Source organism: Vibrio metschnikovii CIP 69.14 (genome assembly GCF_000176155.1).
Lineage (GTDB): Bacteria > Pseudomonadota > Gammaproteobacteria > Enterobacterales > Vibrionaceae > Vibrio > Vibrio metschnikovii.
In genome coordinates this window covers 1-24,016 of the sequence record NZ_ACZO01000006.1, presented here as the reverse complement: position 1 = coordinate 24,016, position 24,016 = coordinate 1, and the positions used below count along the sequence as shown (strand labels likewise).

The 24,016-nt window shown below is 43.3% G+C and carries 22 protein-coding genes, 2 tRNA genes and 2 rRNA genes; 8 read left to right on the top strand and 18 right to left on the bottom strand.

What is annotated here, in order from left to right; translation table 11 throughout:
• Window positions 1-832: 832 nt before the first annotated feature.
• The 4 genes from VIB_RS03560 (at window position 833) to VIB_RS03545 (ending at window position 5,108) form a co-directional block, all read left to right on the top strand.
• Window positions 833-2,311, top strand: coding sequence for an aminoacyl-histidine dipeptidase (locus tag VIB_RS03560; RefSeq protein WP_004394639.1), 1,479 nt, complete (start codon window positions 833-835; stop codon window positions 2,309-2,311).
• Window positions 2,312-2,705: 394 nt separating this feature from the next.
• The gene (locus VIB_RS03555; RefSeq protein ID WP_040904070.1) at window positions 2,706-3,146 is read left to right on the top strand and encodes an ATP-dependent zinc protease family protein; all 441 of its coding nucleotides are present in this window, start codon (window positions 2,706-2,708) and stop codon (window positions 3,144-3,146) included.
• Window positions 3,146-4,051 carry a 30S ribosomal protein S6--L-glutamate ligase gene (rimK, locus tag VIB_RS03550; RefSeq protein WP_004394638.1) on the top strand — a complete coding sequence of 302 codons (906 nt, stop codon included), beginning with the start codon at window positions 3,146-3,148 and terminating at the stop codon, window positions 4,049-4,051. Before VIB_RS03555 ends, rimK begins: the two co-directional genes overlap by 1 nt.
• Window positions 4,011-5,108 (top strand): succinylglutamate desuccinylase/aspartoacylase family protein, encoded by a 1,098-nt coding sequence (locus VIB_RS03545; protein ID WP_004394636.1) that lies wholly within the window; start codon window positions 4,011-4,013, stop codon window positions 5,106-5,108. The genes rimK and VIB_RS03545 overlap by 41 nt, the downstream gene beginning before the upstream one ends.
• 62 nt (window positions 5,109-5,170) lie before the next feature.
• On the opposite strand, the gene VIB_RS03540 is transcribed toward VIB_RS03545, so the two are convergent.
• From VIB_RS03540 to bolA, 12 genes are all read right to left on the bottom strand, one after another.
• On the bottom strand, window positions 5,171-6,526 hold the full coding sequence (locus tag VIB_RS03540) for a sodium-dependent transporter (protein ID WP_040904067.1): 1,356 nt from the start codon (window positions 6,524-6,526) through the stop codon (window positions 5,171-5,173).
• Between the two features lie 71 nt (window positions 6,527-6,597).
• Window positions 6,598-7,341, bottom strand: coding sequence for a DUF2884 family protein (locus VIB_RS03535; protein WP_167535081.1), 744 nt, complete (start codon window positions 7,339-7,341; stop codon window positions 6,598-6,600).
• Between the two features lie 117 nt (window positions 7,342-7,458).
• A complete protein-coding gene (gene dinB, locus VIB_RS03530; protein ID WP_004394633.1) occupies window positions 7,459-8,523 on the bottom strand; it encodes a DNA polymerase IV in 1,065 nt (354 codons plus the stop codon).
• Window positions 8,524-8,794: 271 nt separating this feature from the next.
• The gene (nqrM, locus tag VIB_RS03525) at window positions 8,795-9,028 is read right to left on the bottom strand and encodes a (Na+)-NQR maturation NqrM (RefSeq protein WP_040904064.1); all 234 of its coding nucleotides are present in this window, start codon (window positions 9,026-9,028) and stop codon (window positions 8,795-8,797) included.
• 17 nt (window positions 9,029-9,045) lie between these two features.
• Entirely contained in the window at window positions 9,046-10,056 is a 1,011-nt protein-coding gene (locus tag VIB_RS03520) for an FAD:protein FMN transferase (RefSeq protein WP_004394631.1), read from the bottom strand.
• Between the two features lie 257 nt (window positions 10,057-10,313).
• Window positions 10,314-11,540: an NADH:ubiquinone reductase (Na(+)-transporting) subunit F gene (gene nqrF, locus VIB_RS03515; protein ID WP_004394630.1), complete on the bottom strand. Its 1,227-nt coding sequence runs from the start codon at window positions 11,538-11,540 to the stop codon at window positions 10,314-10,316.
• A 33-nt stretch (window positions 11,541-11,573) separates the two neighbouring features.
• Window positions 11,574-12,170: an NADH:ubiquinone reductase (Na(+)-transporting) subunit E gene (gene nqrE / locus VIB_RS03510; protein ID WP_004394628.1), complete on the bottom strand. Its 597-nt coding sequence runs from the start codon at window positions 12,168-12,170 to the stop codon at window positions 11,574-11,576.
• A 7-nt stretch (window positions 12,171-12,177) separates the two neighbouring features.
• On the bottom strand, window positions 12,178-12,810 hold the full coding sequence (locus VIB_RS03505; RefSeq protein WP_004394626.1) for an NADH:ubiquinone reductase (Na(+)-transporting) subunit D: 633 nt from the start codon (window positions 12,808-12,810) through the stop codon (window positions 12,178-12,180).
• Window positions 12,810-13,583, bottom strand: a complete 774-nt coding sequence (locus VIB_RS03500; RefSeq protein ID WP_004394624.1) for a Na(+)-translocating NADH-quinone reductase subunit C — start codon at window positions 13,581-13,583, stop codon at window positions 12,810-12,812. Before VIB_RS03500 ends, VIB_RS03505 begins: the two co-directional genes overlap by 1 nt.
• Window positions 13,573-14,823 carry an NADH:ubiquinone reductase (Na(+)-transporting) subunit B gene (locus VIB_RS03495; RefSeq protein WP_004394623.1) on the bottom strand — a complete coding sequence of 417 codons (1,251 nt, stop codon included), beginning with the start codon at window positions 14,821-14,823 and terminating at the stop codon, window positions 13,573-13,575. The genes VIB_RS03500 and VIB_RS03495 overlap by 11 nt, the downstream gene beginning before the upstream one ends.
• Before the next feature lie 5 nt (window positions 14,824-14,828).
• On the bottom strand, window positions 14,829-16,169 hold the full coding sequence (locus tag VIB_RS03490; RefSeq protein ID WP_083797772.1) for a Na(+)-translocating NADH-quinone reductase subunit A: 1,341 nt from the start codon (window positions 16,167-16,169) through the stop codon (window positions 14,829-14,831).
• 450 nt (window positions 16,170-16,619) lie between these two features.
• Window positions 16,620-16,940: a transcriptional regulator BolA gene (gene bolA, locus VIB_RS03485; RefSeq protein WP_004394620.1), complete on the bottom strand. Its 321-nt coding sequence runs from the start codon at window positions 16,938-16,940 to the stop codon at window positions 16,620-16,622.
• 147 nt (window positions 16,941-17,087) lie between these two features.
• Here bolA and VIB_RS03480 point away from each other — a divergent pair, with 147 nt between their 5' ends.
• Genes VIB_RS03480 through VIB_RS03465 form a run of 4 tightly spaced genes read left to right on the top strand, consistent with a single transcriptional unit; the run spans window position 17,088 to window position 20,826 of the window.
• Complete coding sequence (locus tag VIB_RS03480; RefSeq protein WP_004394618.1) at window positions 17,088-18,221, top strand: methyltransferase; 1,134 nt, start codon at window positions 17,088-17,090, stop codon at window positions 18,219-18,221.
• A 33-nt stretch (window positions 18,222-18,254) separates the two neighbouring features.
• Window positions 18,255-18,830: a YajG family lipoprotein gene (locus tag VIB_RS03475; protein ID WP_004394616.1), complete on the top strand. Its 576-nt coding sequence runs from the start codon at window positions 18,255-18,257 to the stop codon at window positions 18,828-18,830.
• The gene (locus VIB_RS03470) at window positions 18,823-19,374 is read left to right on the top strand and encodes a peptidylprolyl isomerase (protein WP_004394614.1); all 552 of its coding nucleotides are present in this window, start codon (window positions 18,823-18,825) and stop codon (window positions 19,372-19,374) included. The genes VIB_RS03475 and VIB_RS03470 overlap by 8 nt, the downstream gene beginning before the upstream one ends.
• 51 nt (window positions 19,375-19,425) lie before the next feature.
• A complete protein-coding gene (locus VIB_RS03465; RefSeq protein WP_004394613.1) occupies window positions 19,426-20,826 on the top strand; it encodes an AmpG family muropeptide MFS transporter in 1,401 nt (466 codons plus the stop codon).
• 90 nt (window positions 20,827-20,916) lie between these two features.
• Here VIB_RS03465 and nfsA read toward each other — a convergent pair whose 3' ends face one another.
• The 6 genes from nfsA to VIB_RS03435 form a co-directional block, all read right to left on the bottom strand.
• Window positions 20,917-21,639 (bottom strand): oxygen-insensitive NADPH nitroreductase, encoded by a 723-nt coding sequence (gene nfsA, locus VIB_RS03460; RefSeq protein WP_004394612.1) that lies wholly within the window; start codon window positions 21,637-21,639, stop codon window positions 20,917-20,919.
• A gap of 9 nt (window positions 21,640-21,648) precedes the next feature.
• A complete protein-coding gene (locus VIB_RS03455; RefSeq protein WP_040904060.1) occupies window positions 21,649-21,981 on the bottom strand; it encodes a DUF1904 domain-containing protein in 333 nt (110 codons plus the stop codon).
• Window positions 21,982-22,303: 322 nt separating this feature from the next.
• Window positions 22,304-22,380 (bottom strand) — tRNA-Trp (locus VIB_RS03450).
• Between the two features lie 49 nt (window positions 22,381-22,429).
• A tRNA-Asp gene (locus tag VIB_RS03445) sits at window positions 22,430-22,506 on the bottom strand.
• Between the two features lie 86 nt (window positions 22,507-22,592).
• Window positions 22,593-22,708, bottom strand: a 5S ribosomal RNA gene (gene rrf, locus VIB_RS03440).
• 87 nt (window positions 22,709-22,795) lie between these two features.
• A 23S ribosomal RNA gene (locus VIB_RS03435) occupies window positions 22,796-24,016 on the bottom strand; the annotation flags it as partial.

Here is a 24,016-nt window from a genome sequence, read left to right as displayed (position 1 = left end):
GATTATTACGGATCGTTAAGCATAAAAAAACGCCATCTGAGTACAGATGGCGGTGAATTATTTTAATCACTGTAGATTAACAATAGATTCTAATATAGGGGTGAACAAAACTACATAACTTTCAAGTGGTTAATTTAATAACCAAAACTTGATGGATAAGTAAAGTTGCTAGTAAAAACAGAATTGTTTTTCCAGAACATTACACAAGATAAACCTTTATTCATAACTATCACCTTTAAAATCAAACGTCATTAAGTTGATTTCTCAGTTCCTTGGAGGCGATAAATCGGACTCATCCTTTGAGCATTTTTTCTTCACTTGGGAAGTTGGTTACAAATATACCACCAAGAAAATTAATTACAACACTTTTGGTGACTAAAATCACAAAAAAGCACAAAAAAACACTAATCCCGACGAAATTTGGTAATTTAATTACACAAATATCAGTAATAATGTCTTCGCTCCTCACTCAACATGGGGAGACCCTCTCGTCCTTAAAGCCTCAAAACAATTGAATAATACGTGTATCATTGACTCTCAATAAGCGGAATGTTTCACGTTGTCGTCATCGTTCAGCCGAATAAACAAAAGATAACTTTGATCGCGACTCACTGAACAACGATGAACAATGTGACTAGCGTAACGAACGTGGTAAATCTCAAGCAGGAAAAATGGTAGCCATCGAGAAGGATAATAAATCCACTACTCCCAGATCTCGCATAGTGGTATGCTATTTCATATTATCGTCTCACCTCCGATCTCAGTTTATTACTCTGTAAAACATCCATAAATATGCTCATTGATCGGGGACAATCACAAAAAGGAGTTATCAGTGTCTGAATTCCATTCTGAAATCAGTAGTTTATCACCTAGCCCTGTTTGGCAGTTTTTTGACAAAATTTGTTCTATCCCTCATCCCTCTAAACATGAAGAAGCACTGGCTCAATACATTATTGATTGGGCGACTCAGCAAGGCTTAGAGGTTCGTCGCGATCCGATCGGCAATGTGTTTATCAAAAAACCAGCCACTGCAGGAATGGAGCACAAAAAAGGAGTTGTACTCCAAGCACACATTGATATGGTTCCGCAAAAAAATGAAGAAACGCAACATGACTTTGCGACCGACCCAATCCAACCTTATATTGATGGAGAATGGGTAACAGCAAAAGGAACCACATTAGGTGCGGATAATGGCATTGGCATGGCAACCTGTTTAGCCGTACTTGCCTCGAATGAGATCAAACATGGCCCGCTTGAAGTTTTATTGACCATCGATGAAGAAGCCGGCATGACAGGTGCATTTGGTCTGCAAGCCGGTTGGCTAGAAGGCGATATTCTTCTCAATACCGATTCAGAGCAAGAAGGTGAAGTCTACATGGGCTGTGCCGGTGGGGTTGATGGCGCACTGACTTTCGCCATCACTCGTGAAACGATTCCTTCTGGCTTTATCACCCGACAATTAACCTTAAAAGGCTTAAAAGGCGGCCATTCAGGTTGTGACATTCATACTGGTCGCGGTAACGCTAACAAATTGCTTGGTCGTTTTCTTGCCACTTACGCAGCAACGTTGGATCTGCGTTTAATTGAGTTTCGAGGTGGGAGCTTACGTAATGCGATTCCAAGAGAAGCTTTTATTACCGTCGCTATCCCGGCAGAAATGGAAACGCAGTTAGAACAAGTGTTTAATGATTATCAGCAATTATTAGTCGCTGAACTGGGTAAAGTAGAAACCAGTATTACCACCTTTAATCAAGCGAAAGAAACCACTCAAGGGGTATTCTCAAGCGCCGATCAGCAACGCTTCATTGCCGCACTGAATGCTTGTCCGAACGGTGTGATCCGCATGAGTGACGAGATTCAAGGGGTGGTAGAAACCTCACTTAATGTCGGCGTGATCACAACCGAAGCAGAGCAAGTGAATGTGCTATGTTTGATCCGTTCATTGATTGATTCTGGACGCAGCCAAGTTGAAGGGATGCTAACCTCTATCGCCGAATTAGCCGGTGCCGACGTTCGTTTTTCAGGAGCCTATCCTGGTTGGAAACCCGATGCCGACTCAGAAATCATGGCCATCTTCCGTGATATGTATGAAGGCATTTATGGCCATAAACCCAATATCATGGTCATTCATGCCGGATTAGAGTGTGGACTATTCAAAAAACCATACCCACATATGGATATGCTTTCCTTTGGCCCAACGATTAAGTTCCCTCACTCTCCAGATGAAAAAGTGAAAATAGATACTGTAGCGCTATTTTGGCAACAAATGGTCGCTTTATTGGAACATATTCCAACAAAACAGTCTGTCTAATCGATAATTATGATAGGCTTTGTTCAGAACCGAACAAAGCCTATCATTCAAATGAGGCTAATTTTCACTCAACCCGTTGGTACTTGCCGGCGTAACAGGTTATACGATGCAATCAAACGCATTGATTGGATGAGTGAATTATTCAGTCACAAAATAAAGTAAGCGGTGTATCAATTTTTTTTATCGATACGAATAATTTTATTCATTAGCTGCGGATTTTATCTGCTGCTAGAGTTCGCTCCCTTGAATTTTCCCGAGTTATTCACCTAACTCGATTCAAGCTGATGACTCGATGACTGTCGTATCGAGATGCTGCTAATTTTCTTCCCTTATGGGCCATTCCTGAGCAGCATCAACTGTGCTCAAATACACAACCATATTCAAAAAAATGACCATGACAAAAAAAATGATTGTTGGATGGAGAGAAACACTTAGCCTTCCTGATTTAGGCATTGAAAAAATAAAAGCCAAAATCGATACTGGCGCAAGAACCTCTTGTTTACACGCTTTTAAAGTAGAAAGCTTTACCAAAGATGACGCGCTATGGGTGAGATTTTGGATTCATCCATTACAACATAATGTAGATAAAGTCACCGTCTGTGAAGCCGAAGTGATTGATGAACGTATCGTGCGTGATTCCGGTGGGCACGAGGAATCCCGCTATGTGATCAAATCCGATCTTTGTCTCGGTGGTCAACGCTGGCCGATCGAAATAACGCTAACCAATCGTGAGAATATGGCGTTTCGTATGTTACTCGGCAGAACCGCAATGCATCACAAACTGATTGTCGATCCTACACAATCTTTTTTAATCCCTTTCGAGGAAAATAAATAATGAAAATTGGTATTCTATCGCGTAACGCTTCTCTGTACTCCACGAAGCGCTTGATTGAAGCATGTAAACAGCGCGGTCATGAGGTAAAAGTCATTGATGCCTTACGCTGTTATATGAATATCAATTCAGACCAACCCGAGATCCATTTTAAAGGTGAAGAGCTCGGTGGTTTTGATGCAGTGATCCCAAGGATCGGTGCTTCAGTCACCTTCTACGGCACCGCAGTATTACGTCAGTTTGAAATGATGGGGGTTTATCCTGCCAATGAATCTGTTGCCATCAGCCGCTCACGTGACAAGTTACGTTCAATGCAGCTACTTTCTCGTAAAGGCATTGGTATGCCGATCACTGGCTTTGCCAGCAAGCCTGATGATGTCAAAGACTTGTTAGACATGGTAGGAGGGGCTCCTGTAGTAATTAAATTGCTTGAAGGTACTCAAGGTATCGGTGTCGTATTAGCTGAAACCCGAAAAGCGGCTGAAAGTGTCATTGAAGCTTTTATGGGCCTGAAAGCCAACATTATGGTGCAAGAGTACATTAAAGAAGCGGGTGGCGCCGATATTCGATGCTTTGTTATCGGTGATAAAGTGATTGCCGCCATGAAGCGTCAAGGTGCTGAAGGTGAATTTCGCTCCAATTTACATCGTGGGGGAACCGCATCGTTAGTAAAAATTACCCCTCTAGAACGCAAAACAGCGATTGATGCTGCTAAGATTATGGGACTGAATGTTGCTGGTGTCGATTTACTTCGCTCAGAACGAGGCCCATTGGTTATGGAAGTCAATTCATCACCGGGCTTAGAAGGCATTGAAGCCGCAACAGGGAAAGACATTGCCAGCCTGATCATCGAGTTTATCGAGAAGAATGCGGCCAGTAGAAGGACAAAAACACGTGGTAAAGGCTAATCGAAATACGGATTATCAATTTTTGGGGGAATCCATTCCCCCAGCAAGTAAACGAGTCATTGAGCTCGAAGCTGCGAAACTGTACACCCACTCTCCTCTATCCATCCCCATAGAAATCATCCATGGCATCTCGAAAGGTCCGGTCCTTATGGTCAATGCCGCGATTCATGGAGATGAACTTAATGGGGTCGAGATCGTTCGACAACTGATCAACTCGCTTGACCCAAAAAAGTTAAGAGGGACATTAATCACTGTCCCTATAGTCAATGTGTTTGGCTTTATTCATAAATCTCGCTACCTTCCTGATCGGCGAGATCTTAATCGCTGTTTTCCTGGCAGTGAAAAAGGCTCACTCGCCTCACGAATGGCGCATAACTTCTTCTCTCAAGTCGCACTTAATTGTGATTACATCATTGATTTACATACAGGTGCAATACATCGAACTAATTTACCACAAATTCGAGCTGATCTGAGTAATCGTGAAACCTTACGTATCGCTGAAGCGTTTGCTACGCCAGTTATTTTAGATTCACCACTGCGTAATGGCTCGTTACGCAGCGAAGCCGAAAAAGCCGGTATTACCGTATTGACCTATGAAGCGGGTGAAGCATTACGCTTTGATCCTATCGCTATCCATGCTGGAATTGTCGGCGTAAAACGCGTCATGCAAGAAATCGGTATGCTGCGCCCAAGTCGCAAAAAACGCCCAACCTCAGTCATCGCCAAATCCACCAGTTGGCAGCGAGCAGAAGCCGACGGCATTTTGCGAACCCTCGTTTCACTTGGCGATAAAGTCGAAAAAGGCCAAGTATTAGCCTACATTAATTCACCACTCGGTAATGTAGAAGTTGAAATAAGAGCTAGCAAAGGTGGGATTGTGATTGGTCAACAAACACTCCCATTAGTCAATGAAGGCGATGCGGTCTTTCATTTGGCTTATTTCAGTCAAAGTGACGAGATGGTTGAGCAAGTTGTCGGTGATTTTATTGAAGAAGTGACCGATAGTGATTTAGAACCATTAACGACTGGGCAAATCATGCCACCATCCCCGGTCTGATCCAATAATGCCCTTGTGGTTTATCAACAAGGGCATTTATCTATCTTGCGGTTTATTATCAGCTAGGTAAAAGAAGCCCAAATTACGGTTGTCACCAAAAGCGGACAAACAAATTTGACATACCACGGCCAGATTTTCGCAAACCAACTACCTGCAAACTCGGGATAACCGTGTTGCAACTCTTTGAACTTAGCATGACGACTCCATACCCAGCCGCCAAATAGGCAGAACATTAATGCCGCTGTCGGTTGTAAATATTGAGTTGCCGCCATCGCAACCAAGCCAAATAGACTCGCAAAGTTATACACTATCACGACGCTAAATAACGCAATCAAACCACCCAATACCCAACTGGTGCTTCCCCGTGGCGTATTAAAGCGCTCACTTACCAAAGCGACGGGACATTCCAACATCGAGATCGACGAGGTTAATGCGGCAATGGTTAATAATAAGAAAAACACCACCGCAAACAGTTGCCCAAGCAAACCGAGACTATCGAACATTAATGGCAAGACGGTAAACACTAAAGTATCCGAGCTCAGTAACGAACCATCTTGAGCATAAATTTGTACACCATTATGCATCGCCACAAACATGGCTGGCATCACCACTAAACCAGCAATAAACGCGACACTGGTATCAACCAAAGTAACGCTCATCGCCATCTTCGGTAAGTTCTCTTTTTTACTTAAGTAAGAGCCGTAAATCAACATCGAACAACCGCCGATCGTTAAAGAGAAAAAGCCTTGTCCCATCGCCGCTAAAATGAGTTTTCTATCCCACACTTTTTCAAAATCAGGTACTAAGTAATGTTTTAAACCATCCATAGCCCCCTGCTGCATCATGATATAAACAAACAGCACGGCAAATAAAACGAATAACGCAGGCATCAAGCGTGTTGACCACTTCTCAATACCTTGTTTGACTCCGCTACGAACAATCAAAATGGTTAATAAGTAAAAAATCAATGTGCCTAATAGATTACGTTCGACGGAAAAACCTTTAAGCCACGAGCTAATATTGGTCAATCCCAACAGATCAGTAATCGCGGCGAACAGAAAACAGATGATCCAACCACCAACGATACTATAAAACGCCAACACCGCGCTGGGTACACTTAATCCTACCCAGCCAACGAAAGCACCAACCTTTTTACCTAAAGGATGATTGGTTAGTGAGCGCATACTATCGACTGGATTAGCTTGACCTGATCGACCAATTGCCATCTCCACCACTAACATAGGAAAAGCGACGACAAAAATAAGCACTAAATAAACAAAAAGGAAAGCGCCACCACCATTGCTGGCCGCTTGAGTAGGAAATCCCCAAATATTCCCAAGCCCCACCGCTGCTCCTGCGGCTGCTAAAACAAAACCAAGTCGAGAACCAAAGGTTTCCCGTGAACTACCTTGTGTCATAACCACTCACACATCATCAAACTAGTAAGCTAGTACAATAATCGAAAATCAATCCATCGACAATCGTTATCTTATGATTCATTCAGTAATGAGAAGTTTTTTAATCTAGGGATAGATTGATGTAATACTTGCTCTTGTTGCTGCAATTGCGTTAGCGAGCTACACAGCGCAGTCACTTCACTGGTCAATTGTTGTGAGTAATCATTTAAACGTTGCGTGACATGGATTTTAAGATCATCCATTTGCCGAGTGAGTTCAGTCAGATTCATTCCTCCTTGGCGCTGCATTTTTTGCGCAATCACCATAAAAGCATCCGATAAAAATTGTTGACTGATTGCTTGCTGAGCTCGTTCAAATTCTTGCTGCCACTCTTTCTCGGTGACTGAAAATTTTTGCGCAGGAAACACCCATTGTTCTTGATGATGATAGCGAGCCTCTACCTCACTAAACAAGGCTTCGATCCGATGCTGCACATTATCAAAAGCTCCAGGAGCTTCAAGGCGAGCCGCCACATCTTCTAATAGGATACGGCTACGCTGTAAGTTCTTATTGGTTAATTGTTGAGTCTCAGCCAAAATCGAATCAATCTGTTGTCGATAATCTCTTAACACCGCTTGTTGTTGATTCGTTACTCTTATTGGCTGCCCCGAAATTAACAGTTCATTTTGTTGGGTGATCACCGCGTGTTGATCAGTGTGATGAATTTCGATCTGCTGCGCCGTGATACGCAGTTCATTGTGCAATTCAACAGGACAGGTGATTGCCCATAATGAAGGGCTAACCATAAGCCCACACAGTAACAATAATTTTTTCATATTTTCCTCAAACTTAGTCGCGTACATCTTATCCTAACGAAATGTCGACCTAGTTAGTGAATTGTCATAATCTGGCATGAAACATTCAGATAACGTTTGATGTCACTGCGGCTGATATTAAAAAAAGCTTAATTGAACGAAAGGTTCTGGCGGTTTTAAGGTGACATTGAGTCCCAGTAAGCGTATTCCTCGCCCTTTTTGACGCTGAAGGACATCAGCTAATAGCGATTTAAAATCATTGCGCTCTAGCTGAGTTTGTCCATGCTCAATCGTCGTGAGTTGAAAATCAGCAAACTTAACCTTAATGCCTTGCTTGATGATTCCTCGTTGCGGGCAAGAACGGTTTAGTCGTCGCTCAAGCTCAGGAAATAGAGTTTGCTCAATGAGTTGCCAACATTGTTCGTAAGTTTGAATATTTTCACTCAAGGTACGCTCAACCCCGACAGACTTTCTTTCACGCTCAACAACTATCGGCCGCTCATCAATGCCATGACTGTTTTTCCACAGTGAAGCTCCCAAGCGCCCAAAGCTAACCAACAGTTGTCGATAGTCGCTATTTTTTATGTCTTCACAGACATAAAATCCAGCTTGATGCAGTTTCTCTAAACTCACCTTACCAACACCAGGAATTTTACCTAAAGGTAAACCATCAATAACGCCTTGTACTTGTTCAGGTGTTATTACGCACAGTCCATTTGGTTTATTGATATCAGAGGCAATTTTGGCGAGAAACTTAAGTGGTGCAACGCCGGCAGAGGCCGTCAACTGGAGTTCATTCCAGATATCACGTCGAATCGCTTCAGCAATTAATGTGGCGCTGCCATAATAAGTCTGAGCATCACTGACATCTAAAAACGCCTCATCTAATGACAGGGGCTCTATAATCGCAGTATAACGCTGAAAAATCTGTTGGATATGTTGCGAGATAGTTTTATAGACCGACATTCTACCCGGCACCACCAATAAGTGGGGGCATAGTTTGAGCGCCTGAGCCGTTGGCATCGCAGAATGAATACCAAAACGTCGCGCTTCATAATTACATGTACTGATCACACCGCGCTGTTTCTCATTCCCTCCGACCGCTAATGGTCGATCTCGATAGGTAGGATTATCACGCATTTCTACGGCAGCGAAAAAACAGTCCATATCAATATGAATAATTTTACGAATCGATTCACCCATCACGCATCACGAACAAAACTGTATGTATGAACAGTATAGATATTTCGTTATGAAATGCATATAAAAAAACACCTCGCCCAGATGGCGAGGTGTTGATTACTTGATTGAGAAAAGCGTTAATGGCTTTACCCTTCCTCCTTGAAGCGGCAGCGGTGTTGGTTGCGTTCGTACACCCCAATCATATAGTCTGCCTATGCTCATGGCGATTTACTCACTTGCCGCCTACCTGCAACTCCAAGTTGTTTGGGTATATTCATCGCACATAAAAAGATTAAGCAATTCGGTCTTTTTCCCATGCTGCTAACCGTTCAGCACGAGCTGCGGCACGTGCTTCTCGTTTTTTACGAGCATCACAAGGTTCAGGGCAATTACAAACCTTTTCAATACCAACCGCACCAAGACCGCCACAACTGCCTTTCACGACTTTCTTTTGAAAAATATAGCCTACTGCCATTGCAGCAATCACTGCCATAAAGACAGCAAATGTTATAAAAAAAGTACTCATCGTAACTGACTCACTCTTTATTTTGACCGATTAAGATAAGGCTGAAATGCACTAGAAACCACCTCTCTAAAGCCATCATCTGTTTTAATAATCATAAATACGGGGATTTGATTTAACTCAGCCACCGCCATCGCCTTTTCTTCACCTAGCACCATAAGACCCGTTGAAAGACCATCAGCGGTCATGCTCGATTTATCCAGAACCGTAACTGAAACCACTTTATTATCGATTGGATAACCCGTTTGTGGATTAATAATGTGTGAATAACGCATACCATCGCGTTCAAAATAATTCCGATAATCACCAGAAGTGGCAATAGCCATATTACCGGGTTCAATTATCTCTTGAACTGAGCGCTCTTGTACAGACGGTTTTTCAATCGCAATTCGCCAAGGAATGCCTTGAGCATTAAGGCCCTTAAGGCGCATTTCTCCGCCAACTTCAACCATGTAATTCTCAATCCCTTGCGATTCGATAAAGTCGGCAACAACATCAACTCCCCAACCTTTGGCGATGGTTGACAAATCAACGTATAAATCAGGGATAGCTTTACTTAAAAAATGCCCAGCAATGGATAAATGTTCTATGCCTGTTTTGGCTTTTCGTGCGGCTAACTCTTGCTCACTAGGTACTGTATCTCGGCGCGCTTCTGGACCAAAGCCCCATAAATTAACCAAAGGCCCGACCGTCACATCTAATGCTCCCAAGGTGAGCGCATTCAGTCGAATTGCCTCTTTCACAACCGTTGCCGTTTGCTCTGAGACCTGAAAAGGCTCGCTACTTTGATGTTGATTAAAGCGACTGAGTTCAGAATCTTCACGGTACGTTGACATCTGGTCATTGACTTGCTCTAACAAACGATCGATCTCTGTTTGTAAATGAGATGAGTCAGGAATACCTGCTTGTTGAGTGTACTTTATATTGTAGGTCGTCCCCATCGTTGGCCCATTTAAATGGACCAATTCAACTGATTTTTCACATCCAGCCATAAAAATTAGCGATGCGAATGCAACAAGCCATTTCTTCACTTATTAATACCTCATTAGATCATGAACTCATAGGTGTGTTTTATCCCTTACCACTTTCAGCCATAGTAGTGGCAACATTCGTTCATTCTCATCCGTTATCTTTACGTATCGAAATTCACTTACCTGTCGCCTAACGACAACTTAACGTCGTTTGAGTGTATGGCAATCAACAGACCTATTTTCTCACGTTATACTCTCGGCAGAAAAATAATGGCTGACTCATCTGAGCCAGCCATCGGTTTTGCGATAATTAGCGATTAACCGCCAAAATCATCCAGTAGAATATTCTCATCTTCTACACCGAGATCTTTCAACATGCCGATAACCGCAGCATTCATCATCGGTGGCCCACACATGTAGTATTCACAATCTTCTGGCGCATCGTGATCGCGCAGATAATTTTCATACAATACATTATGGATAAAGCCAGTATAGCCATCCCAGTTGTCTTCAGGCATCGGATCAGATAATGCACAATGCCAAACGAAATTCGGATTTTCTGCTGCCAGACCATCAAAATCTTCAACGTAGAACATTTCACGTTTAGAACGCGCACCGTACCAGAAAGACATCTTACGTTTTGATTTCAAACGCTTAAGCTGGTCGAAAATATGCGAACGCATTGGAGCCATGCCAGCACCACCACCGATAAACACCATTTCTGCATCAGTATCTTTAGCGAAGAATTCACCAAACGGACCAGAAATAGTACATTTATCACCAGCTTTCAGTGACCAAATATACGAGGACATTTGACCTGGTGGCACATCAGGATTATTTGGCGGCGGCGTTGCAATACGCACGTTAAGCATAATAATCCCAAACTCTTCAGGATAGTTAGCCATTGAGTAAGCGCGAATGATATCTTCATCAACCTTCGACTCGTAGCGGAACAAGTTAAACTTGTCCCAGTCACCACGATACTCTTCTGGAACATCAAAATCAGAGTATTTAATGTGATGTGCTGGTGCTTCAATCTGAATATAGCCACCAGCTCTGAATGGTACTGACTCACCATCCGGAATCTGTAGCTTGAGCTCTTTAATGAAGGTTGCTTTGTTATCATTAGAGATAACTTCACATTCCCAACGTTTCACCCCAAAAATCTCTTCTGGAAGCTCAATATCCATATCGGTTTTCACTGCGACCTGACAAGCAAGACGCTCGCCTTCTCGGGCTTCACCTTTACTGATATGATCAAGCTCGGTAGGCAGAATATCACCACCGCCCGATTTGATTTTTACTCGGCACTGTCCACAAGAACCACCGCCACCACAAGCTGAAGAAACAAAAATTCCTGAACCCGCTAAGGCACTGAGTAACTTGCCACCTGGCTGAGTTAAGATGGCCTTATCTGGCTCACCATTAATTGAGATGGTAATGTCACCTGAAGGTACCAGCTTGGACTTAGCGAATAAAATCACTAATACCAACGCTAGAACGATAATGGTAAACATCACGACACCAAGGATAATACTTAGCATTGACTATTCCTTTATTGTTGCGGCCTACCCGACTTACAGTTGAACACCAGAGAAAGACATAAAGCCTAACGCCATCAAACCTACCGTGATAAACGTGATACCTAAACCACGTAATCCTGGAGGAACGTCTGAATATTTCATTTTCTCGCGAATGCCCGCAAGCGCAACAATCGCCAACATCCAACCGACACCAGAACCAAAGCCATAAACAATCGACTCAGTGAAGTTGTAATCGCGTTGCACCATGAAAGACACACCACCAAAGATGGCACAGTTCACCGTAATTAAGGGTAAGAAAATGCCTAGCGCGTTATATAGCGGTGGGAAGAATCGGTCCAACACCATCTCTAAAATCTGAACTAAGGCAGCAATTACCCCAATAAAGGTGATGAAATTCAAAAAGCTCAGGTCTACTCCGTCGACTAACGCGCTGTCTTTCAACACCAAGTTATAGAGTAAATTGTTCACCGGCACGGCAATGGTTAGAACCACAATCACCGCGACACCTAAGCCAAAAGAGGTTTTTACTTTCTTAGATACCGCCAAGAAAGTACACATCCCTAAGAAAAACGATAGCGCTAAGTTCTCGATAAAGATCGAACGAACAAGCAAACTAATATAATGTTCCATTGCAGTTTTACTCCTTCGCTTCGACTTGTGCTGGTTTCACCGTACGGATAGCCCAAATCAAGAAACCGATTAAGAAGAAGGCCGATGGCGCGAGCAGCATCATACCATTTGGCTGATACCATCCGCCGTTACTTACCAGTGGCAAGACTTCTAAACCAAACAGTTGACCAGAGCCAAGCAGTTCGCGGAAAAAAGCAACCGTGATCAGGACAAAACCATAACCTAGTCCATTGCCGATACCGTCAATCAATGAGGGTAAGGGCGCTGATTTCATCGCAAACGCTTCGGCGCGTCCCATAACGATACAGTTAGTAATGATCAAGCCAACGAATACCGATAGTTGTTTAGAAATATCGTATAAGAAAGCTTTTAAGAACTGGTCAACCACGATAACCAACGAAGCGATAATCGCCATTTGCACGATAATCCGCACACTATTAGGAATGTGATTACGAATAATAGAAACAAACAAGTTAGAAAATGCAGTTACAAAGATAACCGCAAGTGTCATAACAAAAGCAGTTTCTAGCTTAGTTGTTACCGCTAATGCAGAACACACACCAAGCACTTGTAGTGCAATTGGGTTATTGTCCAACACTGGCGCTAACAAACTTTTTTTCATTTCTTTTGCGTTAGCCATTAGTTCAGGCCTCCGTCACGAACTTTTGCAAGGAATGGACCAAAGCCCATGTCACCCAACCAGAAGTCAAACGTATGTTGTACACCATTAGCCGTCAGTGTCGCTCCAGACAGTCCATCAACACCGTGAATAGATCCTTCAGGCGCACCACCTTTGTAGACGCGAAGCGCTGGACGATGATTTTCATCAAACAATTGCTTACCTACAAATTGTTGACGCCATCTTGGGTTTTCTACTTCACCACCAAGCCCAGGAGTTTCACCCTGCTCGTAGTAAGTAATGCCCGCAACAGTATTACCATCCATTTCTACAGCAACAAAAGCGTACATCATCGACCATAAGCCGTTACCGTGCATCGGTAAAATAACTTTGGAGTACCCTTCATCGCCTTTAACTAAATAGACAACACCAAGATTAGAGCGACGTAGGATTTTAGCTGGGTCTTGATCGGCTGGTAGACGAATAGACTCACTAGGATTACGCGACGCTGCTCTCTGGTCAAAGTTTGCCGCATCTCCCTCAACAAAATTACCGGTACTAAAATCGACCAAACGAGGCACGATATTGGAGCGGAACTGTGCTTGAATTTCTTGCGGATTACGAGCTTCTAAGCCCGCCACCGAGACAATATTACTTTGCATATCAAGCAAAGCATTATTGGTTTGGCGGTCTTTTAAAATGATCGCTGAAGCAGAAACCACAATCGAGCACACTAGGCTCAATGCGATAACAACCAACAGCGTTTTTTTAATGCTATCGTTATTACTTGCCATAGCGGGCTTCTCTCCGTTTGATATTTCTCTCTACAACCAAATTGTCGAACAGAGGTGCAAACAAGTTTGCAAACAGGATAGCCAACATCATCCCTTCAGGATACGCTGGGTTAACCACACGAATGAGGACACACATAGCACCAATTAAGATACCATATGCCCACTTACCGTTATTGGTAAACGCGGCGGAGACAGGATCAGTCGCCATGAAAATCATACCGAATGCAAATCCGCCCAACACTAAATGCCAGTGCCAAGGCATACTAAATAGAGGGTTAGTATCAGAGCCGATCACATTAAATAAGGTTGCTAACGCCACCATACCAATCATAACGCCGGCAATAATACGCCATGAGGCGATACCCATATAGACGATAAATATACCGCCTAATATCAGCGCCAGTGTAGATACTTCACCAATCGAACCTGGAATATTACCAATAAAGGCATCCATCCAAGTGATCGTCTCACCGGTTACCGTATGTACAAGACTACCTGAACCACCTTGCGCCCACTGGCTAAGTGCAGTTGCACCCGAGTAACCATCAGCAGCCGTCCATACTGTATCCCCTGAAATTTGTGCTGGATAAGCAAAAAACAGGAAAGCACGGCCAGCCAACGCAGGGTTTAGGAAGTTACGTCCAGTACCACCGAAAATTTCTTTCGCAACCACAACACCAAAGGTAATACCTAATGCCGCTTGCCAAAGTGGTAACGTGGGTGGAACAATCAAAGCAAACAGAATTGAAGTAACAAAGAAACCCTCATTCACTTCATGTTTGCGTACCATACAGAACAATACTTCCCAGAAACCACCAACAATAAAGACGGTTGCATAAATTGGTAGGAAGTAAGTTGCCCCGAGCAACATTTTGGAGCCCCAGCCTGCCTCAGCAGAAATGGTACCACCCAGCATTTCGGTCAACCAGTAGTGCCAGTTGCCTGCGATTGCTGCTGCTAAATCCAGCTGACCAGATGCAGACATGTGCAATAGGGCAGAAATGGCTTGGCCGCCTGCGTTGTACATTCCCCAGAAAGTAGCAGGGAATACCGCAAACCAAACCATGATCATGATGCGTTTTAAATCAACGCTATCACGCACGTGTGAGCTTTTTTTCGTCACTAGGCCCGGTGTATAAAACAACGTTGCAGCAGCTTCATATAAAGCAAACCACTTCTCATGTTTTCCACCTGGCTCAAAATGAGGCTCGATGTCTTCAAGAAACTTTTTAAGGCCCATGAAAATTACCCTTCCTTCTCAATCTTGTCGAGGCACTCGCGCAGCAAGGCGCCATATTCATACTTGCCTGGACATACAAAGGTGCACAGCGCGAGATCTTCTTCGTCTAACTCAAGAGCCCCTAAACGCTGAGCGTTATCGGTATCACCCGCACACAAATCGCGCAGTAGCAATGTTGGTTCCATATCGAGCGGCATGACTTTTTCATAGTTGCCAATAGGAACCATTGCTCTATCACTACCATTGGTGGTAGTAGTCATATTAAACAACTGACCTTTAAAGAAATGACCTAAGAATGCTCGTGTCACAGAGAAGCGGTTTTTACCCGGCATCGCCCAACCAAACAGTTCTTTTTCTCGGCCTTCACGCAATACGGAGACTTGCTTATGATAACGACCAAGGTAAGCATGGGGACCAGAAGCCTTTGTACCAGACAATACGGAGCCTGATATTACTCGTACATCGCCTTGCATTAATTCACTATGAGTTAGCTCATCCAAACTTGCGCCCATTACGGTACGTAGCAAACGTGGATTATTCACCACTGGACCCGCCAATGAAATCACTCGTTCATTGTACAGTTCACCGGTTAAAAACAGCTTACCAATAGCAATTACGTCTTGATAATCGATGTTCCATGCCACATTTTGCGCATTAACAGGATACAAGAAATGCATGTGCGTCCCGACTAAGCCAGCTGGATGTGGGCCATCAAAAACATGCTCATGCACATTCTGTTGAGCTGAACGAGGCAAGCTTACGTTCGATTTACAAACATAGACTTTATCTTCAGTGAGTACTGAAAGCACGTCTAGACCTGCAGTGAACGCCTCTGGCTGCTCATTAATGATGACACTTGGCTCTGCGGCTAATGGATTGGTATCCATGGCCGTAACGAAGATCGCTTTAGTGTGAGAATTAATGGCTGGTACCTTGCTGAACGGACGAGTTCGTAGGGCTGTCCACAATCCAGAGTCGACAAGTTGAGAGGTCACCGCTGCGCGGTCTAAACTCGCTAACTGGCTCGCGTCAAATTTATTGAAGGTGATTTGCTCATCGCCCATCTTTTCAATCACAACGGACTGAAGGACTCGCTTAGCACCACGATTAACTTCAACAACTTTGCCACAAACAGGAGAAGTAAAAACGACACCTGGGTTCTTCTTATCTTCAAAAAGAACTTGTGCTTTTTTCACTTCATCACCCACGCGAACATGCATCGTTGGACGCATACTCACGTACTCTTCGCCAAGCAAGGCGACTTTGGTGATGGCTTTGCCATCATGAATCACCTGGGAAGGAGCTCCAGCAATGGGAAGGTCCAAACCCTTTTTTATTGTAATCATACGCACTTGCACTACTTTTTTATTGGGAAAAAGATTCTTTCATTGCGTAAAATCGAGAACGAGACAGGCTAATTGACTTACATGCCAGTCAACACGATCTAACGCTCTCTAGACACGACATTGATAGTGTCCGTTTTTGGCTATTGTCAATGCCAAAACCGCAACATCCTTCTTAAAATCCGATTACCAGTCTGTAATGAGATTTGTCAGGTGCAATAGTTTAGCATCTTTTAGGAACTGGATGCCATGACCAATCCCCGCTTCATTCGCTTTATTTATCAAGAAATAGCCAGCAAGGAATGATAAATAATCATAAATATGACCTATCGCACAGTTAACCTTAGTCAGTTAACTTACGAGCAGAATTATTTGATTATTGGTAGGGAAAATGCACCACCATGGTCTGCTTAACAATACAATACGCAAAGGCTGATAACGGCGATCACTCACTTATTTAAGTTCATTTTTAGAACCACCCATACACATAGGGCTATCAGGAGCCTCACCTTGCAATTGGTTCCATTCTTGAGGCGTGTAAGTATGAATAGCCAATGCATGGATAGAGTGAGCAAGCTCATCTTTTAACACTTGATTAACTTGTCGATGACGAGTAATTAAGCGCTGTTCGACAAAAGTGTCGCTAACAATAATGACTTTAAAGTGGCTTTCTGAACCGGCAGGGACATTATGCATATAGCTTTCATTCAGCACTTGTAAATGCTCTGGTTGAAAAGCCTGCTGTAATTTCATTTCGATGGTTTCTTGAAGCATGATGAGTCCTCAACGACACAATGTCTCATTTATATGATGCTGCGATTCTACTCTTGCTTAATGAGAAGGAAAAGGTTTTGGTTTCTTGTTCCCTCTCCATTTGAGACAATGTTGTTGCCTTTCTTTAATCGATAGTTAACGAACAAGATGAAAACAGAATTAACCTTGGATAACCGAACTTTAACGCTTCATCGATTTCCCATTCGCAGTAATGAAACATTACAAGCTTGGGATGCGGGTGATGAGTATTTGATCTCTCATCTTAAGACGCTCAATCTACAACCTAATCGGCATATTCTTGTTCTGAATGATCATTTCGGTGCACTCAGCTGCTATTTATCTTTCGAACATCAAATCACTATGTTGAGTGATTCATTTATTGCCCAACAAGCTACGATAGCGAATTTACAAGCCAATGGTTGTCCCGCTATTCATCTCGATAATACGATGGCATCGCTCCCGGATAACATCGACCTTGTATTGATGCAAATTCCCCGTAATAACCGCCATTTAATTTGGCAATTGAGCCAATTAAGAGCCTCTTTACCCGCTGATTGCCCTGTGATAGCCGTCAATAAAGCAAAAGAAATTCATACCTCAACATTACAACTTTTTGAACAATATTTAGGTCAAACACAGACTTCTTTGGCGTGGAAAAAACATCGTCTCGTCTTTTCTCAGCCCGATGTTCAGCCCATTCCCTCGATTGAAGAAAGTATTTGCTGGAGCATTGATGATAAAACGATTGAATTAACTAATCTGCCTAATGTCTACTCTGCTGAACGTTTGGATCAAGGTGCGCGTTTACTCTTAGATTATTTACCTCAAGATGACACCTTAGAGAGTATTATTGATTTAGGATGCGGCAATGGCGTTTTATCGGTCAAACTCGGGCAACTGAACCCGCAAGCCAAAATAATCTCTGTTGATGAAAGCTTTATGGCGGTGGAGTCAGCGAAACGAAATCTTGAGAAAAATTTATCATCACAGCATCGTTTTGAATGTTTGACGAATAATTGTTTAGATGGCTTTCCCGATCACAGCACAATGTTTATCGTTTGCAATCCACCGTTCCATCAGCAACAAGCCATCACTGATCATATTGCATGGCAGATGTTTTGTGATGCTAAGCGTGTTCTTTCTAAACAGGGTAAGTTGTTAGTGATTGGTAATCGTCACCTCGGTTACGATATCAAGTTAAAACGACTATTTGGTAATACGCAGGTGAAAACTATCGCTAGTAACGCAAAATTTGTTATCTTACAGGCTATTAAGTCATAAATATTACCGTTCACTACAGCAAAGGATTTGATCATGAAGAAATTGGTTATCGCCGCCTCAATTGCACTCTTAACCGCTTGTGCCGCACCAAAGCAAGAGCAAATTAACTTTATGCCTCAAGCAGTATTAAGCAGTAGCAATATTGTTAACAATATCAGCTTTACCTTAGTCAGCAAAGATGTTCGTTCTGCGCAGTATGTGGCATTAGTCGACAGCGGACGTAATCATATTGAGCCTGTGCATACGAAACAAAATGTACGTATTACCTTAGAAAATGCTTTAGCTGAACAGTTTGCTTCGCAAGGTTTCCGTTTAACGGTGAATAGTGAAAACAATCTGGCGTTAGAAATTCAAGAGGCGTTAGTTACTGTCAAACACTCAATTACCTCGCATGAAATGAACGCCAGTGTCACTCTGGAGTTAACCGCCGAGACGCCTAAAGGTAAGCTAGTAAAAAGTTATAATGGTACCGCTAAACGCAGCGCCGCTTTAAGTGCGTCAAATCAAGACATTGAAAGAGTATTCAATGATGTCGTTAATTTAGTACTAAAAGAAATTGCTAACGATAGCGAGTTACAAAGCTATATGAAGGATCGTTTCAATGGTTAAAAAAATAGCCGCCGCCATCCTAACGATGTTCAGCATTACTGTATGGGCACAACCACAGGTTAAATTTGAGACCTCTATCGGTGATTTCATCGTCGAGCTCGATTCACAATTAGCACCAATTACCAGTGAAAATTTTTTACACTATGTGCAAGATGGTAGTTATATCGGCAGTCAATTCCATCGAGTAATCCCAGGGTTCATGGCTCAAGGTGGAGGCTTTGACGCCAAATTGGAACCATTAAAAACCAACCCTCCGATTGTCAATGAAGCTCGTAATGGACTACGCAATGATACGGCAACAATTGCCATGGCAAGAACTGCTAACCCAAATTCTGCCACACGACAATTTTTTATTAACCTTGCTGATAATCAATTTTTAAATCCTACCCAACGTCAAGAAGGCTATGCCGTTTTTGGTAAAGTGATCAGTGGCTTTGAAACTATCCAAATGATGGCCAAGCAACCAACTCGAACGATAGGTCATCTGAATGATGTCCCTATTACCCCAATCGTCATTACTAATGTGACAGTCATTATTGATTAATCTCTTCCCCCTAACTTTTAAGTTAGGGGGAACTCTGTAAGGATAAGGCTCATGCCGAGCGGAACTCAATATCTTACTTGGTCACAAACCATTAAAAGTTATCTTGATCGTCGCCTTTTATGGGTATTTCTACTTGGTTGCTCAAGTGGTTTCCCTTGGGTATTGATCGGTTCAAATATGTCTGGATGGCTTAAAGATGCGGGCTTATCTCTAGCCGCTATCGGATACTTTGGTAGCGTATTTTCCGTCTATGCCATTAATTTTCTTTGGGCACCTTTAGTCGATCGAGTAAAAATCCCCTTCTTATATAAAAGACTAGGACAAAGACGAAGCTGGATATTGTTTTGCCAGCTCCTTGTTTTTATCTTTACATTACTGATCGCAGGGGTTAATCCAGCGACAAATCTCATTTTAACATCAATGTTTGCTCTTGCTATCGCTACCGCATCAGCGACACAAGATATTGCCATTGATGCTTTTCGCATTGACACCTTTCCTAAATCAGAACAATCAAAGTTGCCTCAAGCTTCAGCAATGGCGGTTATTGGATGGTGGACTGGATATTCTCTACCCGGATACTTTGCTTTTATTAATGCCGATAGTGTGGGTTGGAACCAAGTCTATTACGGGATGGCGGCAATCGTATTATTGTTAATGCTGTTCACCTTATTTGTCGGCGAACCAACGTCTCATCGAGATCGATTACAACAACAAGCTGAGTTACGACACGGTGAAGTCATTCAATCTAAAGCCGCGACATGGCTCACCGTGACATTATTTGAGCCCTTCATTGATTTTTTCCGCCAAAACGGAACTCGAGTGGCGATCACTCTATTACTGTTTGTCTTTCTGTTCAAAATTGGAGAAGCATTTCTGGGCAGGATGTCGATTGCTTTTTATAAAGATATCGGATTCACCAATGAACAAATCGGATACTACTCTAAGTTGATTGGTTGGGGATTAACTATGCTATTTACGTTTGTCGGTAGCATGTTCAACGTAAGATTTGGCATTATTAAAGGATTAATGATCGGCGGAATAGCGATGTCGGCAAGTAATCTTATGTTCTCTTGGATTGCTCAAGTCGGCCCGAATGAACATCTTCTGCTCGCTACGATTGTTGTTGATAACTTTACTACCGCTTTTTCTACTGTGGCTTTCGTTTCTTTCTTAACGGTAATGACAGGGCAAGCTTTTTCCGCTACTCAATATGCTTTACTAGCATCACTGGGCAATTTTGGTCGTACAACGCTTGCTTCATTTAGCGGTCAAGTTGCTGATTATCTTGATAATTGGTCACTGTTTTTCGTATTAACTGCAGTTATGGTCGTACCCAGTCTACTCATGCTGTATTCATTACGTCATTATTTTAACAACATGCTCAACACGGCAAGAAAGCATCAATTATCAGAACTTGATTCACTCAATCGCTCAGAGAAACAAAGCAAGTGATAAAATTGGCTCCCTTAGAATATAAGCTTCTAGAGGGAGCAATTAGCGATGTGTTTTACAATAGCGCAGTAATGAGTGATATTATGGTATTCACTTTTTAGCCAACCCCTTACAATGAAAATAGTCCTGCATATAAGGCCTAGATTCCTGAGCTAATTTATTACAAGTTTGCTCAGACCAACCTTGTTGCTTACTATTGCTTGAACGAGTTTGATAGTAATCAAGCATAATTTGATCGTACTGTTTAACATACCCGACCTCCAAAGGCTGATAAGCATTTTCATGTACGATCACTTCTGGACTTAATCTTGGCTTTAATTGCGGGTGTTGATCCGGATGACCTAAACACAAGCCAAAAAGCACTGCACAATAAGGGGGTAACTCTAATAATTGATCAACCTCATAAGGCGAATTTCTTAATCCCCCGATGTAAACACCACCTAATTGCAACGATTCTGCTGCTAGCAAACAATTTTGCGCCATAATGCCCGCATCAATAGCCCCGATCAGGGTCAGCTCCATAAATTCTGGATGCACGTTATTATCAAGCGTGTAATGACGTTGATAATCAATACAAAATACTAAAAATTCGGCGGCGCTAGCGACATAAGGTTGGTTACCAGCAAGTTCAGCCAGTTTAAGGCGCTTCTCTTGTTCAGTAACGCGTATAATGGATACCGCTTGCAATAAACTCGAAGAAGAGGCAGCGATACCCGATGCAATAATGGCATCCAACTGTATTTTACTGATTGGTTGATCTTTAAAAGCACGGATAGAACGATGTGAGGTAATAGTATCAATAACTTGATTCATGAACGCCTCTTAATAATGCTGAGCATTATCATAATAGTGATTCGGTTTTAATGCGGTAAATATCACTGCAACGTCAACTTGACTACTCAAGACTTGACGCACTTGATCGGTAATTACCGATGCGACTTGGTCTTGAACATTTTGTCCTCTATCAAACCAGAGTACTTCAACGAAAGGATAAGCCTGACTGACAGCCCCATCAAAGAAGAAGGTACTGTAGATATATTCAAAGGTGAAGTCCTCACGAGGAGCGTTGATTAGAGGCTGTAACTCGTGAATCAATGTCGTTGACAAAGCTTGGACTGTTTGCGGTTCTAATGCTCGAAATCGAATATGTGGCATGACTTACTCCTTTTTGTTATTTATCATAACAGCTTATAAATTGAACTTCGATAGACTACCAATCATTTACCACTGTTAAATAAAAAGAAAGGATATGGATTACTTTCGACTTTCATGTATCCACCTTTGTCGTCGAATAAGTAAATAACCGAAAATAAAAAAGCCTTAACATTGCTATTAAGGCTTACGATTTGCTATTAACACCCAACACACGCATCTTTTGGCGATTAGCGGGATCCGCTGCTTTGGAAGCTACCGAACTTAAAAACATTGTACCTAGATCAAAAAAGGTCTTAGTCAAACGACTAAGACCTTTTGTATCTGGCAGGGGTGGAGAGATTCGAACTCCCAACACGCGGATTTGGAATCCGCTGCTCTACCAATTGGAGCTACACCCCTAAATAATCTTACAGCTAAAGCCTTGCTGTTTAGCAAAGCTCTTTATCAGTGGCGGAGCGGACGGGACTCGAACCCGCGACCCCCGGCGTGACAGGCCGGTATTCTAACCAACTGAACTACCGCTCCACATTGTCTTGTTACTCGATAAAGTCTGATTGGCTGCTTTATTGAGTTTGTGTCTTCAGACCTTAAGTCTAAAAACCACGATTAAAGCCTGGCGATGTTCTACTCTCACATGGGGAGACCCCACACTACCATCGACGCTGTTTCGTTTCACTTCTGAGTTCGGCATGGGATCAGGTGGGTCCAAAACGCTATGGTCGCCAAGCAAATTTGGTTAATTCGGAAAGCTGTTTTTTTGTTCTCACACATTCAATGCACTTCTTTGAGTCCACCAAAACCCCTTGGGTGTTGTATGGTTAAGCCTCACGGGCAATTAGTACAGGTTAGCTCAACGCCTCACAGCGCTTACACACCCTGCCTATCAACGTTCTAGTCTCGAACAACCCTTTAGGACACTTATAGTGCCAGGGAGAACTCATCTCAGGGCTCGCTTCGCGCTTAGATGCTTTCAGCGCTTATCAATTCCGAACTTAGCTACCGGGCAATGCCACTGGCGTGACAACCCGAACACCAGAGGTTCGTCCACTCCGGTCCTCTCGTACTAGGAGCAGCCCCCTTCAATTCTCCAACGCCCACGGCAGATAGGGACCGAACTGTCTCACGACGTTCTAAACCCAGCTCGCGTACCACTTTAAATGGCGAACAGCCATACCCTTGGGACCGACTTCAGCCCCAGGATGTGATGAGCCGACATCGAGGTGCCAAACACCGCCGTCGATATGAACTCTTGGGCGGTATCAGCCTGTTATCCCCGGAGTACCTTTTATCCGTTGAGCGATGGCCCTTCCATTCAGAACCACCGGATCACTATGACCTGCTTTCGCACCTGCTCGAACCGTCATTCTCGCAGTTAAGCGGGCTTATGCCATTGCACTAACCTCACGATGTCCAACCGTGATTAGCCCACCTTCGTGCTCCTCCGTTACTCTTTGGGAGGAGACCGCCCCAGTCAAACTACCCACCAGGCACTGTCCGCAACCCCGATTAGGGGCCAACGTTAGAACATCAAAACTACAAGGGTGGTATTTCAAGGTCGACTCCACGCAAACTAGCGTCTGCGCTTCAAAGTCTCCCACCTATCCTACACATGTAGGTTCAATGTTCAGTGCCAAGCTGTAGTAAAGGTTCACGGGGTCTTTCCGTCTAGCCGCGGGTACACTGCATCTTCACAGCGATTTCAATTTCACTGAGTCTCGGGTGGAGACAGCGTGGCCATCATTACGCCATTCGTGCAGGTCGGAACTTACCCGACAAGGAATTTCGCTACCTTAGGACCGTTATAGTTACGGCCGCCGTTTACCGGGGCTTCGATCAAGAGCTTCGACTTGCGTCTAACCCCATCAATTAACCTTCCGGCACCGGGCAGGCGTCACACCGTATACGTCATCTTGCGATTTTGCACAGTGCTGTGTTTTTAATAAACAGTTGCAGCCACCTGGTATCTGCGACTCTCAATAGCTCCATCCGCAAGGGACTTCACCGTCAAGAGCGTACCTTCTCCCGAAGTTACGGT

Coding starts and splice junctions, on each gene's coding strand:
- VIB_RS03555 (WP_040904070.1), top strand. CDS start 2,706: ATGACAAAAAAAATGATTGTTGGATGGAGAGAAACACTTAGCCTTCCT.
- rimK (WP_004394638.1), top strand. CDS start 3,146: ATGAAAATTGGTATTCTATCGCGTAACGCTTCTCTGTACTCCACGAAG.
- VIB_RS03545 (WP_004394636.1), top strand. CDS start 4,011: ATGCGGCCAGTAGAAGGACAAAAACACGTGGTAAAGGCTAATCGAAAT.
- VIB_RS03540 (WP_040904067.1), bottom strand. CDS start 6,526: ATGACACAAGGTAGTTCACGGGAAACCTTTGGTTCTCGACTTGGTTTT.
- VIB_RS03535 (WP_167535081.1), bottom strand. CDS start 7,341: ATGAAAAAATTATTGTTACTGTGTGGGCTTATGGTTAGCCCTTCATTA.
- dinB (WP_004394633.1), bottom strand. CDS start 8,523: ATGGGTGAATCGATTCGTAAAATTATTCATATTGATATGGACTGTTTT.
- nqrM (WP_040904064.1), bottom strand. CDS start 9,028: ATGAGTACTTTTTTTATAACATTTGCTGTCTTTATGGCAGTGATTGCT.
- nqrF (WP_004394630.1), bottom strand. CDS start 11,540: ATGCTAAGTATTATCCTTGGTGTCGTGATGTTTACCATTATCGTTCTA.
- nqrE (WP_004394628.1), bottom strand. CDS start 12,170: ATGGAACATTATATTAGTTTGCTTGTTCGTTCGATCTTTATCGAGAAC.
- VIB_RS03505 (WP_004394626.1), bottom strand. CDS start 12,810: ATGGCTAACGCAAAAGAAATGAAAAAAAGTTTGTTAGCGCCAGTGTTG.
- VIB_RS03500 (WP_004394624.1), bottom strand. CDS start 13,583: ATGGCAAGTAATAACGATAGCATTAAAAAAACGCTGTTGGTTGTTATC.
- VIB_RS03495 (WP_004394623.1), bottom strand. CDS start 14,823: ATGGGCCTTAAAAAGTTTCTTGAAGACATCGAGCCTCATTTTGAGCCA.
- VIB_RS03490 (WP_083797772.1), bottom strand. CDS start 16,169: ATGATTACAATAAAAAAGGGTTTGGACCTTCCCATTGCTGGAGCTCCT.
- bolA (WP_004394620.1), bottom strand. CDS start 16,940: ATGCTTCAAGAAACCATCGAAATGAAATTACAGCAGGCTTTTCAACCA.
- VIB_RS03480 (WP_004394618.1), top strand. CDS start 17,088: ATGAAAACAGAATTAACCTTGGATAACCGAACTTTAACGCTTCATCGA.
- VIB_RS03475 (WP_004394616.1), top strand. CDS start 18,255: ATGAAGAAATTGGTTATCGCCGCCTCAATTGCACTCTTAACCGCTTGT.
- VIB_RS03470 (WP_004394614.1), top strand. CDS start 18,823: ATGGTTAAAAAAATAGCCGCCGCCATCCTAACGATGTTCAGCATTACT.
- VIB_RS03465 (WP_004394613.1), top strand. CDS start 19,426: ATGCCGAGCGGAACTCAATATCTTACTTGGTCACAAACCATTAAAAGT.
- nfsA (WP_004394612.1), bottom strand. CDS start 21,639: ATGAATCAAGTTATTGATACTATTACCTCACATCGTTCTATCCGTGCT.
- VIB_RS03455 (WP_040904060.1), bottom strand. CDS start 21,981: ATGCCACATATTCGATTTCGAGCATTAGAACCGCAAACAGTCCAAGCT.